At 29.6% G+C, this 16278-nt stretch carries 18 protein-coding genes; 11 read left to right on the plus strand and 7 right to left on the minus strand.

Going from position 1 to position 16278, the window contains the following annotated elements; translation table 11 throughout:
- Nucleotides 1-1299 (minus strand): TonB-dependent receptor plug domain-containing protein (locus tag ACIQZ1_RS01590; protein ID WP_396158417.1); only part of this gene is annotated, 1299 nt, incomplete at its 3' end.
- A 117-nt stretch (nt 1300-1416) separates the two neighbouring features.
- Here ACIQZ1_RS01590 and ACIQZ1_RS01595 point away from each other — a divergent pair.
- The 8 genes from ACIQZ1_RS01595 (at nt 1417) to ACIQZ1_RS01630 (ending at nt 7176) form a co-directional block, all read left to right on the plus strand.
- Nucleotides 1417-1818, plus strand: coding sequence for a DUF2721 domain-containing protein (locus ACIQZ1_RS01595; protein ID WP_396158419.1), 402 nt, complete (start codon nt 1417-1419; stop codon nt 1816-1818).
- A gap of 43 nt (nt 1819-1861) precedes the next feature.
- The gene (locus ACIQZ1_RS01600) at nt 1862-2758 is read left to right on the plus strand and encodes an EamA family transporter (protein WP_396158421.1); all 897 of its coding nucleotides are present in this window, start codon (nt 1862-1864) and stop codon (nt 2756-2758) included.
- A gap of 46 nt (nt 2759-2804) precedes the next feature.
- Nucleotides 2805-3407 carry an alpha-ketoglutarate-dependent dioxygenase AlkB family protein gene (locus ACIQZ1_RS01605; RefSeq protein WP_396158423.1) on the plus strand — a complete coding sequence of 201 codons (603 nt, stop codon included), beginning with the start codon at nt 2805-2807 and terminating at the stop codon, nt 3405-3407.
- A 100-nt stretch (nt 3408-3507) separates the two neighbouring features.
- Nucleotides 3508-3795 carry a TIGR03643 family protein gene (locus ACIQZ1_RS01610; protein WP_396158425.1) on the plus strand — a complete coding sequence of 96 codons (288 nt, stop codon included), beginning with the start codon at nt 3508-3510 and terminating at the stop codon, nt 3793-3795.
- 94 nt (nt 3796-3889) lie between these two features.
- Nucleotides 3890-5509, plus strand: a complete 1620-nt coding sequence (locus ACIQZ1_RS01615) for a peptidase M61 (protein ID WP_396158427.1) — start codon at nt 3890-3892, stop codon at nt 5507-5509.
- 15 nt (nt 5510-5524) lie between these two features.
- The gene (locus ACIQZ1_RS01620; protein ID WP_396158429.1) at nt 5525-5752 is read left to right on the plus strand and encodes a hypothetical protein; all 228 of its coding nucleotides are present in this window, start codon (nt 5525-5527) and stop codon (nt 5750-5752) included.
- Between the two features lie 100 nt (nt 5753-5852).
- Nucleotides 5853-6572: a DUF4369 domain-containing protein gene (locus ACIQZ1_RS01625; RefSeq protein ID WP_396158431.1), complete on the plus strand. Its 720-nt coding sequence runs from the start codon at nt 5853-5855 to the stop codon at nt 6570-6572.
- A 37-nt stretch (nt 6573-6609) separates the two neighbouring features.
- Nucleotides 6610-7176: a pentapeptide repeat-containing protein gene (locus ACIQZ1_RS01630; RefSeq protein WP_396158433.1), complete on the plus strand. Its 567-nt coding sequence runs from the start codon at nt 6610-6612 to the stop codon at nt 7174-7176.
- Here the strand turns inward: ACIQZ1_RS01630 and ACIQZ1_RS01635 are convergent.
- The 6 genes from ACIQZ1_RS01635 to ACIQZ1_RS01660 form a co-directional block, all read right to left on the minus strand.
- A complete protein-coding gene (locus ACIQZ1_RS01635) occupies nt 7169-8212 on the minus strand; it encodes an endonuclease/exonuclease/phosphatase family protein (RefSeq protein WP_396158435.1) in 1044 nt (347 codons plus the stop codon). The two genes, ACIQZ1_RS01630 and ACIQZ1_RS01635, sit on opposite strands and share 8 nt — an antisense overlap.
- On the minus strand, nt 8213-9043 hold the full coding sequence (locus tag ACIQZ1_RS01640) for a rhomboid family intramembrane serine protease (RefSeq protein ID WP_396158437.1): 831 nt from the start codon (nt 9041-9043) through the stop codon (nt 8213-8215). It abuts the gene before it with no gap.
- 34 nt (nt 9044-9077) lie between these two features.
- On the minus strand, nt 9078-9854 hold the full coding sequence (locus ACIQZ1_RS01645; protein WP_396158439.1) for a rhomboid family intramembrane serine protease: 777 nt from the start codon (nt 9852-9854) through the stop codon (nt 9078-9080).
- Nucleotides 9855-9868: 14 nt separating this feature from the next.
- On the minus strand, nt 9869-11716 hold the full coding sequence (mutL, locus tag ACIQZ1_RS01650; protein ID WP_396158441.1) for a DNA mismatch repair endonuclease MutL: 1848 nt from the start codon (nt 11714-11716) through the stop codon (nt 9869-9871).
- Between the two features lie 182 nt (nt 11717-11898).
- Entirely contained in the window at nt 11899-12387 is a 489-nt protein-coding gene (gene ribH, locus ACIQZ1_RS01655) for a 6,7-dimethyl-8-ribityllumazine synthase (RefSeq protein WP_396158443.1), read from the minus strand.
- Entirely contained in the window at nt 12387-13181 is a 795-nt protein-coding gene (locus ACIQZ1_RS01660) for a hypothetical protein (RefSeq protein WP_396148333.1), read from the minus strand. The genes ribH and ACIQZ1_RS01660 overlap by 1 nt, the downstream gene beginning before the upstream one ends.
- Nucleotides 13182-13316: 135 nt before the next feature.
- Between ACIQZ1_RS01660 and recF the strand changes: the two genes are divergently transcribed.
- From recF to murB, 3 genes are all read left to right on the plus strand, one after another.
- A complete protein-coding gene (recF, locus tag ACIQZ1_RS01665; RefSeq protein WP_396158544.1) occupies nt 13317-14396 on the plus strand; it encodes a DNA replication/repair protein RecF in 1080 nt (359 codons plus the stop codon).
- A 65-nt stretch (nt 14397-14461) separates the two neighbouring features.
- The gene (locus ACIQZ1_RS01670; RefSeq protein WP_396158446.1) at nt 14462-15151 is read left to right on the plus strand and encodes a thioredoxin domain-containing protein; all 690 of its coding nucleotides are present in this window, start codon (nt 14462-14464) and stop codon (nt 15149-15151) included.
- Nucleotides 15152-15246: 95 nt separating this feature from the next.
- A complete protein-coding gene (gene murB / locus ACIQZ1_RS01675; protein WP_396158448.1) occupies nt 15247-16260 on the plus strand; it encodes a UDP-N-acetylmuramate dehydrogenase in 1014 nt (337 codons plus the stop codon).
- Nucleotides 16261-16278 lie beyond the last annotated feature (18 nt).

The raw sequence follows: 16278 nt of genomic DNA on the forward strand, positions 1-16278 counted from the left end.
TGGTGACAAATTATATTGCACCGTAGCGTTTGGAAACCATCTAAATTGGTCAAACGGAATCAAATCTGCAGTGTTTGTTTTTCCGTTGATTTCATATTTTTCAGCTCTGGAACCTAAAATAAAATCGAACTTATTATATTTCGCTTGAAATTCTAAATAAGTAGCAGCCGTTGTTCTTTGATAGTCTAAATTTATGCTACCAAAATTTTCAGCTTCAAAAAGAAGTTTTTCGTACAAGGCACCAAAACTAACCTTTCCTTCATCTAAAATTTGTAAGCCTTGTGAATAGTCAAATTTTCCATTGTAATAATTTTGATTCGAAAAATTATCTAAAACTGCATTTCTAAAAACGTTTGAAAACAAATTGAAATCATTTTTATTGTTGTTATAATTAAAAACAAAATCTAATTTTTGACTTTTATCATCAAATCTTTTCTGATACGTTATTGTAGCATCTTGTCGAGTATTATGAGATTTTCCTTTATCTGATGTAACAAATCCGAGTCCAAAACCCTCTGTTTCACTGTGGCTATTTGCCAGATTAATATCATAATTTAACAACAACCTATCCTTATTAATATCAAATGTAATTCCAGATTTTAAAAATTGCGATCTATTAATTTTATCACTTTCTACTTTTGATAAAATAGTGTTAGAACTGGTATTTAAAAATTCAGACCAAGTGGCGTTTTCACGATAATTTTGTCCAAAATTTAATTGCCACCCGAAATATTTATTCTTAGCATTTAACAACACACTATTATACGTTCTATATCGTGTAGTATCGTATGTATTAAAAGCCGAACTACTCGTATAAGTCGCACTTAAGTATTTTTTTGCGTTTTTATTTGTAATAATATTTAAAATCGCACCACCGGATGTAGCAGGAAATTCAGCACCTGGTTGCGTAATTACTTCAATTCGTTCTACAGAATTAGCGGGCATTCCTTCTAAAAAAGAATTCAATTCTGCGCTTGAAATATTTAATGGTCTTCCATCTAAAAAAACTTCTAATTGTTTTCCTTGATACATCATTCCTGCTACATCTGAAGAAATTAAACCTGGCAATTGCTTGATGGTTTCCATTAAAGTTCCCGAGTTTAAATTCGGCTGATCCGAGATATTAAAAATAGTTCGATCTGGTTTTTGCTCAATGGCTTTTTTTTGTTTAATAATTTTAACTTCTTCAATCTGATTTTCTTTTTGAATATCGTCTTTTTTTACTTTTGTGGTATCTTGAGCAAATGCAAAAAGTACAAAACAAGTTGAAAACAAGAAATTTAGAATAAGCTTTTTCATAAAAATAAATAAATATTTGAATTTAATTACATGTAAGACGAAAAAACGAGATAAAAGTTACACAATGTTTTAGATAAAAAAAGTATCTTTAAACTTTATTATTTTAAATTACATTTAATGAATCTTTCAATAGAAACTCCGGCTTTATTATTTTCTGCAACATCATTAATTTTATTAGCTTATACCAATAGATTTTTAACGATTGCTCAAATTGTACGAAGTTTGAAGAAAAATTACGACCAAGACCAAAACAAATCTATTTTAGTTGAAATTAAAAACCTCAACCAAAGAATCACACTAATTAGATACATGCAACTTTTTGGCGTATTGTGTTTGTTTTTATCCGTTTTCGCGATGTTTTTACTGTTTTTAAATTATGAAACTATAGGTATTTATATTTTTGGCATCAGTCTATTGTCGTTACTTATTTCATTAGGTATTTCATTTTGGGAAATTAGCATATCCGTAAATGCCCTTAGAATTCATCTTAAAGATTTGGTTGAAGACGGAAAAAAATAAATGCATAAATTCTAACTACCTTTGAAGCTTTTAAAAGAAAAAAATGAAAAATAACATATTAAAGGGTGTTTTTCTTGTTGCAATGGGTGCTACCAGTTATGGCATGTTAGCTACATTTGTTAAATTAGCCTACAAAGACGGTTACACAACGGCTGAAGTAACTTCTTCACAATTTATCTATGGAATTATTGGCATACTTTTCATCAATTTATTCCAAAAAATAGTTAATAAAGAAAAAGTTCAAAAAGCCAGCTCAAAAAATATTTTTCAACTAATGGTTGCAGGAACTTCATTAGGAATGACAAGTGTATTTTATTACTTATGTGTAAAATATATTGATGTTTCAATAGCAATTGTTCTTCTTATGCAAACCGTTTGGATGGGTGTTTTATTGGAGTGGATTTTAGATAAAAAACGACCTTCTACCCAAAAGATAATTTCGGTAATTATTGTTTTATTTGGAACATTTTTAGCCACAAAATTGTACGAATTTACGATTCAATTAGATTGGAGAGGAATATTTTGGGGGATTTTAGCTGCAGCTTCATTTACTACAACAATGTTTACTGCAAATAAAGTAGCTTTGGGAATTTCATCCGCACAACGAAGTTTGTATATGCTATTAGGTGGTGCAGTAATTGTATTTACTTTTTCTGCTTTTACACAAGTTGGTTCTTTAAACTTTGAGATTTTTAAAAATTACGGCCTGTTTTTAGCGCTTTTTGGAACGATTATTCCACCTATATTATTAAATGCAGGTTTTCCAAAAACAGGTTTGGGTTTAGGTAGTATCGTTGCTTCATTAGAATTACCCGTATCGGTAATAATGGCTTTCTTAATATTAAATGAAAAAGTTGTCGTTTGGCAATGGTGTGGAATACTATTAATTATTTTAGCTATTGTAATAATGAATCTTAATTTTTCAAAAAAGGAACACTAATATCAAAAAATAGCAATAAATTAGCGGTGAATTCATCGCTTTTTTTATGCTTAATTTATTTAACAAAGAACCCATATTTTTAAATTTACCCGATGCCGAGTTTATTTATTATCCAAATTTTTTCTCTAAAGAAAAAGCCGATTTATTTTTAGAAACCCTATCTAAAGAAATAGCTTGGCAACAAGATAACATAACCATTTTTGGGAAAAAAATAGCCCAACCTAGATTAACAGCTCTATATGGCAATGAAGGAAAATCCTATGGATATTCGAATATTGTTATGCAACCTCATCCATTTAATAGTGCTTTAACCTTCATAAAAGAAGAAATTGAAAGTACTATAAACGATCACTTTACAACAGTATTACTAAATTTTTATAGAAACGAAAAAGACAGCAACGGTTGGCATGCCGATAATGAAAAGGAATTAGGCAGAGATCCCGTTATCGCTTCTGTAAGCTTTGGAGAAGCAAGAATGTTTCAAATAAAGCACAATACGAAAAAAGAGTTCAAGCAATCTTTATTATTAGAACATGGTAGTTTATTGGTAATGAAAAATGGCGCTCAAGTTCATTATAAACATCAAATCCCAAAAGCCACTCAACCCAAAAACCCAAGAATAAATTTAACTTTCAGAAAAATTCTTTAAAAAAAGCAACTATTTTTTTGCTTCAAAATATTTTTTTTAATAATATTGAATAATAAATTAAAAATAAAATAGAATAATTAACAAATTATGCTTTTCACTAATGAAAAAAAGTAAAAAGATTGAACTAAATTACGAAGATACAGAACGTGTAATTAGTATGGCTCAAGAGGAAAAAAAGCCTTTTGAAGTAATTAAAGAAGAATTTGGTATTTCCGAAAGCGAGGTAACGGAAATTATGCGAAAAAAACTTTCTAAAGATAATTTTGAACTTTGGAAAAAGAAAGTTGCAGCAGGAAAACCTAAACCAAAGGTATTTAAAACCAATGTTTTAGATGACGATATTGACGATTTAGATAGCAAATATTATTTTAAAAATAAATTCGATTAATAAAAATCCTGTCTGATACCAATCACGACAGGATTTTTTTTTGTAACAATTTTACACTTTTTACTACTTATTCTATAGAAAAAATAATATAAAAATGAAAAAAGTATTTCTTACCCTTGGTTGCGGCATTTTTTTAATGAGTTGCAAAACATCTAATGTTACTTCAACTGTAAAAAATGATGTGTCTGTTAGTATTGATTTAGTAAATGTAACTGACGATAAAGTAAAAGTTACAATAATTAATCCAACAATAACAACTGAAACTACCACGTTTAACATTCCAAAAATTGTTCCAGGAACCTATTCTGAAGACAATTATGGAAGATTTGTGGATAATGTTAAAGCTTTTGACCAAAAAGGAAATCCTTTAAAAATTGCAAAAATGGATGAGAATTCATATACGATTTACGAAGCAACCAAATTAGCAAAAGTAACCTACAATGTTAGTGACACTTTCGACACAGAAGGCGGAGCTGGTTTTGGCGAAAGTGATGACATATTTTCACCTGCTGGAACCAACATTAAAGCTGGAGAAAACTTTATGCTTAACACACATGGTTTTGTGGGCTATTTTGAAGGAAAATCCGAAATCCCATATACTGTTGAAATAAAACACCCTGCAACTTTATGGGGTGCGACTTCATTAATTGATACCAATTCAAGTAATGAAATTGACAGCTTTACCGCAGAAAGATATGGCGCTTTAGTAGACAATCCGATAATGTATTCTAAACCAGATTATACGGCGTTTAATGTAGAAGGAATGGATATTGTAATTAGTGTTTATTCTCCAAATGGGAAGTATAAAGCAGCTGATATTACTCCAGAAACTGAAAAGTTTATGAGAGCTCAAAAAAAATTCTTAGGTAAATTTAACGCCAATAAAAAATATACGGTTTTGTTATATCTTTCAGATATGGCAGCAAAAGACGCGAAAGGATTTGGTGCTTTGGAGCATATGACATCAACAACAGTTGTAATGCCAGAAATGATGCCTTTAGAAGCGCTACAAGAACAATTAAAAGATGTGGTTTCGCATGAGTTTTTTCATATTGTAACACCATTAAGTGTTCATTCAAGAGAAATACATTATTTTGATTTCAACAAGCCTCAAATGTCTGAACATCTATGGATGTATGAAGGAATTACAGAGTATTTCGCAAATTTATTTCAAGTAAATCAAGGATTAATTTCCGAAGAAGATTTCTACAAAAGAATGAATGGAAAAATTGAGGAGGCAAATGCTATGAATGACAAAATGAGTTTTACAAAAATGAGTAAAAATGTTTTGGAACAACCCTATAAAGACCAATACTTAAATGTATATCAAAAAGGAGCTTTAATTGCTATGTGTATTGATATTCAAATGAGAGAATTAAGCAACGGACAACGAGGAATTTTAAGTTTAATGCAAGATTTATCTAATGAATTTGGAAGCAACAAACCATTTAAAGATGAAGAATTATTTGCTACAATTACTCGAATTACATATCCGCAAATTGGAGAATTTTTAAATACATACGTTGCTGGTGAAACTCCAATTCCTTACGATGTGTTTTTTGCTAAAATGGGCGTTACAAAAGGTAAAACCATCGCTACTGGAAATCCATTTCTTAAAGACGGGAGAACACCTCTAATTACAGTTGATGGCGCAACAAAACAAATTAAAGCCTTAGAAGATGTTAGCAATAATATTTTTATGACCACTTTATGAATTCAAGGTAATGATGTGTTAAAAGCATTTAATGACAAAGAATATAATTTAGATAATATATACGATTTAATTATGTCAAGCGAATCTTGGAAAGACGGTGATGCTATTTCAGTAACTGTAATAAGAGATGGAAAAGAATTAGTTTTAAAAGGTAAAATTAATTTGCCTAAAGAAGAAAAATCGGGTTTTATGGCGACTGATAAAACAAAAGAAGCTATAAAAAATGCTTGGTTAAAAGGCTAATTAAATTAGAACAACTAATATAAAATCCTCAAATTACTATTAATTTGAGGATTTTTTATTTTCTTTGCACTTCATATAAATTGAAATCAACATCCGTAAAATGAAAAAAATAGTTACAATACTTTTAGTTACCATTTTAGTAGCTTGTAGTAAAACAGAAAGTAATAAAACTGGAAACTTAGAAATATCCGGGAATGTAGACGGATTAAAAAAAGGAAAACTATACATTCATAAACTAAATGATACAAATTTAGTAATTTTAGATAGTATAATAATCTCTGGGAAATCTAACTTTGACACCAAATTTCAATTAGACGAACCTCAAATGTTATATTTAACTTTAGATAGAGGAACTACCGAATCTATTGATAATAGCATTCAGTTTTTCGCAGAACCTGGTAAAATGACAATAGAAACAACTTTAGAAGGTTTTTATTCCAATGCAAAAATTACAGGTTCTGAAAATCAAAAAGTCTATGAAAAATTCTTAAAAATTAAGTCAAAATTAAATGATGAAAACTTAGATTTATTAGAAAAAGAATTAAAAAACAAAACCGCAAATAAAGCAACAGTAACAGAAGAAATTCAAAACAAACGCGATAAATTAACTATAAGAAAATATTTATACACTGCTAATTTCGCTCTAATTAATCCAAAATATGAGGTGTCGCCATATATTGCTTTAAGTGAAATTCCAGATGCAAATATTAAATTATTAGACACAATCAATAAAATGTTGGTTCCAAAAGTAGCTAAATCTAAATACGGAAAACGTCTAAATGAATGGATAGCTGAACGAAAAAAAACAGAAGAAAAATAAAATAATTTCTTTTGTCATTTTAACAATTCCTTTGGTTATGAAACTAATATTAGATAGTACGTTTAGTAAAATAAATTATTCAAACGAATTATTTGAAACTGCAGAATACGACACCTGTGTTTTCGATTCTTGTACTTTTATTAAAACAACGCTTTCAAAAAGTGTATTTACAAACTGCGAGTTTATTAATTGTAATTTTGAAGCACCAATTATCAGCCAAACTTCTTTCAAAGAAGTAACTTTTCAGAAATGCACCCTTTTAGGAATGCAATTTGAATATTGTAATGACTTTTTATTTGAAGTTTATTTCGATTCTTGTATGTTACAAGTTTGTTCATTTTTCAAAATGAACTTAAAAAACTCAAAATTTAAAGATTCAAAAGTCATAGATATTGATTTTTCAAACGCGACACTTACTGGAATTAAATTTGAGAATTGCGATTTATCAAAATCTATTTTTGACGCCACTAATTTAGAAAAAACAGACTTCAGTTCTGCATTTCATTTTTCAATTCATCCTGAAAACAATAAACTAAGTAAAACTAAATTTTCTAATGAGAATTTAAGTGGGCTTTTAAACAAATATGATCTGGATATTATTTAATTTCTAACCTTGAAATTAAAGGAAAATGATCGCTATTATAAAAATCATTTAACGTTTCAAAACTTTTTATTTGAATGTTTTTATCTGCAAAAATATAGTCAATTCGAGCTGGATAATATTTAAAATTATAGGTTTTACCAAAACCTTCTCCATTAGATTCAAACGCATCTTGCATAGGTCCTTTTATGGTTCTGTATACAAAAGAAAAGGCGCTGTTATTCATATCGCCACAAATAATTTTTTTATACTTGCAAACCGTATAATGCTGTTTTAACAATAAGGCTTGCTCTTGTTGTTTGGTAAATGCACTACTGATTTTTCTAAAAATATATTTGGTTTTAGATTCATTCATTTTCTGAATTTCCTCTTCTTCAATATCGGTACTAATTTTTATTGATTGCAAGTGCATACTGTAAATTCGCAACGTATCTTTGTCTTTAATAATATCGGCATAAACAGCATTATTTGTAGAATTTGGGAAATTAATAACACCTTTATCTATAATTTTAAACTTAGAAAAAATAGCATTTCCTACGATAATGTTTTTACCTTCTTTAAAAACGTGTTTGTAATTGTAATTCAAAAATTGTGTTTTTTCTAGATTCGAATACTCTTGAACACATAAAATATCTGGATTTTTCTCGATTACAAACTCAGCAATTTTAGTAGGTATATTCGCTTTTTTGTTCCAATTAAATTTGTTGAACAAACGAACATTATAACTCATAATAGAAAACTCATTTTCCGATTTTGGCAATTTGGTTGGTTTTAAATTATAAAACTTATTTATAAATGTAATTCCTAATAGCAAAACCAATCCAGAAACGAAAATATATTTTTTTAATTGGATTAACCAATACATAAAAAACAATAAATTCAACACCAAGAAAAAAGGTAAAAACAAACTTAACACACTCAAAAAAGGAAACCATTTAGGTGCTAAAAATGGTAATAAGTAAGCCATTAATGTAATAATAGCAACTATTACATTAAAAAACAACATTGTTTTTGAAATAAATGATATTTTTTTTAGCATCTATTTATTGGCTGCAAAAAGAAATTCTTTTTCTTCTTTGGTTAAACTTTCATATCCCGATTTACTAATTTTTTCGAGTATTTCATCAATTTGTCGTTGTTTGAAATTCACATCTGATACACGAACTGATTGATACTTTTTTACGGGTTTATTTTTATAAACTTTTTTAAATGTTTTATTTTTTTTCTTATTAAATGTAAAAATTGAACTTATATCAATTCCTTTTTTCATTAACATAGAAAAAACAAAACCGACCACACTACCAGACAAATGTGCAATATGACCACCTCTGTTTTCAGTTAATAATTGTGCTACATCAATAAAAATATAAAAAACTGCAATATGCCAAATTTTCAAATAACCAATTAAAGGTAATCGTAACGAATAATTAGGTGCAAATGTAGCAACAGCGATAAAAATAGCCATTATAGATGCACTGGCGCCAACTATTAAATTATAATAATTAAATAAATATCCGTACGTTACAAAAATTAATCCTGTGAAAAAATTGCCTAAAAAATAAACTGTTAAAAACTGTCTGGTCGTAAAAAAAGTATAAAACAGCGTACTTATGTAATACAAAAAAATCAAATTAAATAATAAATGAATTGGTTCGGAATGCAAAAAACCATAAGTAAATAATGTCCACGGAAACCATAAAACATCTTTATAATTAGATGACAAAGCCAACCAGCTTGGATATTGAAACTGATTTAAAACAAAACTAAAACACAAAGCACTAAGAATGAACACCAAAATATTAATAAAAATTAACTTTTGGGCTGCATCACTACTTTTATAATGTTGTTCTATTTGGTTTAAAATACTCATTTAACGCATTACTTTTTACTTTTCACTTTTCTACCTAATTCCACCTGGTATGTGTGAACTTATTGTTTCGCCAAAGCATCATTAATAAAAAACCAGTTAAAGCACCGCCAATATGAGCAAAATGCGCAATGTTACCACCTCCAGAAAATATTGAAAAACCGGTTACGCCTGAAAACAAATCTAAACCAACAATAATTGGCACAAAAAACTTTGCTTTAATTGGCACTGGAATAAACATCATCATTAATTCTGCCGTTGGAAACATAAAAGCAAATGCTACTAATAAACCGTAAATGGCTCCTGAAGCACCAACGCAACTTCCATAAATTAAAGATAATTTATCAAATTCAACTTGTGTACAATCTACATCATTTAAAATCTGATTTACTTTTCCTGTAGTTTGTCCTGCCGAATTAAACACATCGCTTAAGGGCGTATCAAAAATAATTTGCATTTCTTGAGAAGTTAATCCTAATTCGTTTATAACTTGATGAATTTCATAATAATTCATACCTGTTTGAACAAAAGCGGCACCTAAACCACAAGAAAAGTAAAAAAACAGAAATTTCTTTCCGCCCCAATAATGTTCTAAAGCGGAACCAAAAGAAACCAATGCAAACATATTGAATAAAATATGCATTAAATTTGGCATAGACGCATGCATAAACATATGTGTAAAAGGCTGCCAAAAGCGGAACTTTTCACTTTCGAAATAAAACAAAGATAACGTTTCGTAATTTTGAGGCAGTACTTGACTCAATATAAAAACCAAAACATTTATTATTAATAGTTGCTTTACAACCGGTGTCATATTATTGAACATACTTAAAATCTTTTATCTAAATCTTCTGTGGTTAATGTAATAAATATAGGTTTTTGAAATGGCGAAACATTGGGATCTTTACATGCAAATAAACCATTTACAATATTTTCTAATTCAATAGTGTTTAGATATTTTCCCGATTTTATCGCTACACTTTTTGCCATAAATTTAGAAATACTATCGCTTAATGAAAAACTATCTTCTGGTACATTTTCTTGTAAATTGTATATCAAATCTTGTAAAATCTCGGTTACATTTGATTCGGAAATTTGAGCGGGTAAACCCGAAATAATTAACACATCTAATCCCATTTTTTCAAAAGCAAAACCAATACCTTCTAAATTGGGTTGAATTTCTTTTAAATACAGCATCTCATCTCTCGAAAACTGAATTTCTAAAGGAAACAACAACTGTTGACTTGAAGCTTGATGAATGGTAATGTTTGTTAAAAATTGTTCGTACAAAATACGCTGATGTGCCCTACTTTGATGAATAACTAATAATCCTGATTTAATGCTATTTATAATATATTTTCTATTGAATTGATATAGTAAAGTCTGACTTTCTGTTGATTTATCGTCAAATAATGTACTAGCAACTAAATCGGTTTCAAAAGCATCAACTGAAACCTCACTCGCGTCTTGTTTCAAATTGGTATATAAACTCTCCCAATGGGGTTGAGCTTGTTTGTTTTTTGTATACGAAACAGACGAGCCTGAATATTTTTTAGTCTCATTTTCTGTTTCAAAAGGATTAAACGAACGATCCACCTGAATGGTTGGCGTGTCTAACGTTTTATCTTTATAATCATACGGAACATCTAAGTTAGCATCTCTTTCAAAATCCAGAATTGGCGCGACATTAAACATGCCTAAACTGTGTTTCACTGTCGCACGTAAAATGGCATATAATGCTTGTTCATCGTCAAACTTCACTTCTGTTTTTGTGGGATGAATGTTTATATCTATAGTATGCGGTGGCACTTCTAAAAACAAGAAATAACTAGGTTGGTTATTATCTCGTAATAAGCCATCATAAGCATTCATAATTGCGTGATGCAAAAATGGACTTCGTATAAATCTATTATTTACCAAAAAAAATTGCTCTGATCTGTTTTTCTTAGCAAATTCGGGCTTTCCTACAAAACCTGTAATTTTCAAAATCTCCGTTTCTTCAGTTACCGGAACTAATTTTTCATTTGTTTTTCCTCCGAAAATATTTACAATTCGCTGGCGATAATTAGAACTTGGTAAATTAAACACTTCACTTCCATTACTAATCATCGTAAAGCTGATAGTAGGATGAGCCAAAGCTACGCGTTCAAATTCGTCAATAATATGTTTTAGTTCAATATTATCGGATTTTAAAAAATTTCTACGCGCAGGAATATTGAAAAATAAATTTTTTACTAAAAATGAAGTTCCTTTTGGCAAAACAGATACATCTTGTGTAATTACTTTACTACCTTCAATGATGATATGAATACCTAATTCTTCTTGATCTTGTTTGGTTTTTAATTCTACGTGAGCGACTGCAGCAATTGACGCTAATGCTTCACCTCGGAATCCTTTTGTATGTAAGGCAAATAAATCTTCCGCATTACGTATTTTAGAGGTCGCATGACGTTCGAAACACAATCGCGCATCGGTAACATTCATTCCTAAGCCATTATCTACAACTTGAATAAGTGTTTTTCCAGCATCTTTTACGATAAGTTTAATTTCGGTTGCCTTGGCATCAACAGCGTTTTCAATCAACTCTTTAACTACAGAAGCCGGTCGTTGCACCACTTCTCCAGCTGCTATTTGATTGGCTACGTGATCAGGTAATAATTGAATAATTCCAGACATTAATCTGTTTTGTTTTTTATATTGGTTATGTTACAAATTTAAGAAATTAAATACTTATTTTTATATCTCAAAAAATACAAATTTGTAAAAGTTAATAACAAAATAGTTATTTTAAAAATAAAAAATCACAGATTACCAAAATGGGAACCTGTGATTTTTGTTTTGATTAATTTTATTAAAGTTTAATATCGTTTATTTAAATCTATCATTTTAATTGCGGCAATAGCAGCTTCAACACCTTTATTCCCGTGTTTCCCTCCACTTCTATCGATAGATTGTTGCATCGTATTATCTGTTAACACACAAAAAATAGTCGGCACATCATAAAGTAAGTTTAAATCTTTCATACCTTGGGTTACACCTTCGCAAACAAATTCAAAATGCATGGTTTCACCTTTAATCACGCAACCAATAACAATTACAGCATCTAAGTCTAATTTTTCATGCATTTGACGGGCACCAAAAATCAGTTCAAAACTTCCTGGTACGTTCCAACGATTTATATTTTCAGGCAAAGCGCCACAATCTGTTAATGCTGATACTACTCCATTATACAAACCTTCGGTTACAGTATCATTCCATTCTGAAACAACAATCCCAAACCGAAAATCTTTCGCGTTTGGGATTGTATTTTTATCGTATTGAGATAAATTTTTATTTTCGGTTGCCATTATTTTTCCAATGAAGCAATTAAAATATCAACTGTACTTCCTTCTTGAGAAGTTTCATATTTTTCTTTGATTGTTTTTAAATAACCTAATGCTTCATCATTTCTCTTTAAAACGATTGCCATATTAGCTGCTTTTAATAAAAATCTTGGCGTCACAAAATCATTTTCATCTACATTAGCTGCTTCAACGTATAATTTCAACGCTTCTTCATTATTATTTAATTCTGCATTAGCATCACCTTTTGCACCGATAGCCAACGCGTGTAAATTTAATTCTTTTGTAGAAAAATTATCTAAATGCTCAATTGCTTTTTTGAAATCTTTCAAATGTAAACAAGCCATTCCTGCAGAATATTCTGCTAAATTAGCTGCTTTTGTACCCGGATATTCAGAAATAATTCCTTCGAAACCTAATTTACCTTCACCACCTTTTAAAGACAATTTAAATAAAGAATCTTGTTTTTCTGTAGCATCAACTGCTTTTTGAAAATACATTTGTGCTTGATTCATTTCTTTAAACGCTTCTTCTTGACTTGGAGTTGCAACATATTTATCATATAAAATATAAGCTAATGTACCAATTGCAACTGCTAGTATAACTCCTAAAATTGCTTTTTGGTTTCTTATTACCCACTCTTCTGTTTTATTTGCTGTTTCATCTAACGCATTAAACACGCCAGCAGTAGTACTTTCGTTTTCGTTTACATTAATTTCATCTACACTTGTATCAAATGCTGGATCTTTTTCTACTTCAGGTTTTGGTGATTTATAACCTCTTTTATTATATGTTGCCATTGAACTAAAATTTTATTAGAAGTGCAAAAATATACTTTTTATTTAAATTTAAAAGTGCTTTTATTTATATTTTTAAAAATTGAACTTACATTTGTACTCGAAAGTGTAATTTTTGCCACTTTTAACCAAAAAAACGTGATTTTAAAAAAACTATCTTTACTAAATTATAAGAACATTGCAGAAAATTCTTTTGAATTTGAAAGCAAAATAAATGCTATTGTAGGAAAAAACGGCATTGGAAAAACAACAATTTTAGATGCCATTTATCATTTAGCAAATGGTAAAAGTTATTTTAATCCATTATCTACACAAAATATTAAACACGGTGAAGAGTTTTTTGTAATTGATGGTATTTTCGAAAAAGAAAATCGAAACGAACAAATTATTTGTAGTTACAAAAAAGCACAAAAGAAAATTTTAAAACGCAACGGAAAAATATACGAAAAATTTTCAGAACATATTGGTTTGATTCCTATTGTGATTATTTCACCGAGCGATACAGATTTGATTATTGAAGGAAGTGAAACACGAAGAAAATTTATTGATAACGTCATTTCTACTTTTGATTCTACTTATCTAAACACATTAATAAATTATCAGAAAACGTTACAACAACGTAATGCATTATTGAAGTATTTTGCTTTAAATCAGGTTTTTGATGCAGATAATTTGAGTATTTACAACGAACAATTATCGGAATTTGGACAACTAATTTTTACCAAGAGAAAAGATTTTTTAGAAAAATTCATCCCTGTTTTTCAAGAATTATATGAAGTTATTTCAGAAAATGCCGAAAAAGTAACTATTGAATACGAAAGTCAACTTTATGATGAAAATTTGGATAACTTACTAACTCAAAATCTTCAAAAAGACAGAATTACGCAATATACCACTTGTGGGATTCATAAAGATGATGTTTTATTCAACATCGCTGGTTTTCCGGTTAAAAAATTCGGATCACAAGGACAACAAAAATCATTTTTAATTGCTTTGAAATTAGCGCAGTTTGATTTCATCAAAAAACATACAAAAACATTGCCGATTCTACTTTTTGATGATATCTTTGACAAGTTAGATGCGTTTAGAGTACAACAAATTGTGAATATGGTAAACAATGATGTTTTTGGACAAATTTTTATATCCGACACACATCCTGAACGTACGGAAAACATTATAAAACAGACGCATAAAAGCTATAAAATATTTAATATTTAAATGGTTTGATTATTAGACCGTAAGCATATCAACCAAAAACAAATAAACTTTTTAATTTTTATAAAATGAATAACTTAAAATCAATTATCGCAATAGCAATTATTATCTTATCAATAAGTTGCACCAATAGTCAAAACTTTAAAAGTGTAGATGCAACAGAATTTAAAGCCACTATTGTAAAAACGGATGACGCACAAATTTTAGATGTTAGAACACCTGGTGAATATGCTAACGGAAAAATTGCAGATGCTAAAAATGCTAATTGGAACGGCTCTGATTTTGATTCCCAAGTCGCAAATTTAGATAAATCAAAACCCGTTTTTGTATATTGCTTAAGTGGCGGTAGAAGTAAAAAAGCAGCCAATCATCTAGTAGAATTAGGTTTTAAAAACATTATCGAACTAGATGGCGGGTATATGGCTTGGGAAAAAGCAAACCCAAAAACCAATGCAGTTTGGTCTGGCATGACTCAAGAAGAGTACAATAAATTACTTATTTCGGATAAAACGGTTGTAATTGATATTTATGCAGAATGGTGTGGACCTTGTAAAAAAATGGCGCCATATTTAGATAAAATGAGCAAAGAAATGGCGGATAAAGTAATAATCCACAGAATTGATGCTGATAAAAACAAATCATTATTTAATGCATTAGGTTATCAAGGTTTACCTGTTGTAATTGTAGTTAAAAACGGAAAACAATCATTCTTTAAAAACGAATTTGTTAGCGAAGAAGAGTTGAGAAAAGCTTTATAAGATCTAAGTAAAATGTGACTTCGAGAGCCTCAGCCACCGGTTGGCTAAGCTCTCGAAAATAAAATTAAAATATTATATACTATTCACTTAATTATATGAATATAGTACAACAAAAATCGTTAAAAAAATACAACACCTTTGGCATTGAAGCGTTTGCAACGGAATTTTGCGAAGTCAATTCGATTACTGATTTAGCAATCGTTTTAAAAGAAAATCAACAGAAAAAACTGTTTATTTTAGGTGGTGGAAGTAATATGCTTTTAACTCAGAATGTCGATGCATTCGTGTTGCACATCAATAATAAAGGCATTGAAGTGGTTGATGAAAATGAAGATTTTGTTTGGGTAAAAGGTAATGCTGGCGAAGTTTGGCACGAATTTGTACAGTTTTGCATCCAAAAAAACTATGGTGGAATTGAAAATTTATCTTTAATTCCTGGTAATGTTGGTGCGACTCCGATTCAGAATATTGGAGCATATGGCGTAGAAATTAAAGACACATTTGTTTCTTGTGAAGCGATGAAAATTGACACGCAAGAAATTACCACTTTTGACAAAGCTGCTTGTAAGTTTGGGTATAGAGAAAGTGTTTTTAAAGCTGATTTAAAAAATCAATATGTGATTGTATCAGTTGTTTTTAAACTAACTAAAAAAAATCACAAACTAAATACGTCCTACGGTGCTATTGATGTAGAATTAGAAAATATGGGCTTTAAAAATCCTACCATTCAAGATGTTAGTAAAGCCGTAATCGCCATTCGTGAAAGTAAATTACCCAATCCGAAAGAATTAGGAAATAGTGGAAGTTTCTTTAAAAATCCTATAGTTCCTATTGAAGTTTACGAAAAAGCAAAAGCAAATTATCCAGATATGCCACATTATCCAGTTTCAGAAACACTTGTGAAAGTACCTGCGGGTTGGTTAATTGAACAAGCTGGATTTAAAGGCAAACGTTTTGGTGACGCTGGAATTCATACCAAGCAGGCTTTAGTTTTAGTAAATTACGGAAATGCGACTGGAAATGAAATCTGGAACGTTGCGCAAAATATTCAAAAAACTATTTTTGAAAAATACGGAATTAGCATTGAAGCAGAAGTGAACGTGATTTAATTTACGAATTGTTCATAA

It is taken from the genome of Flavobacterium sp., from assembly GCF_044341185.1.
Lineage (GTDB): Bacteria > Bacteroidota > Bacteroidia > Flavobacteriales > Flavobacteriaceae > Flavobacterium.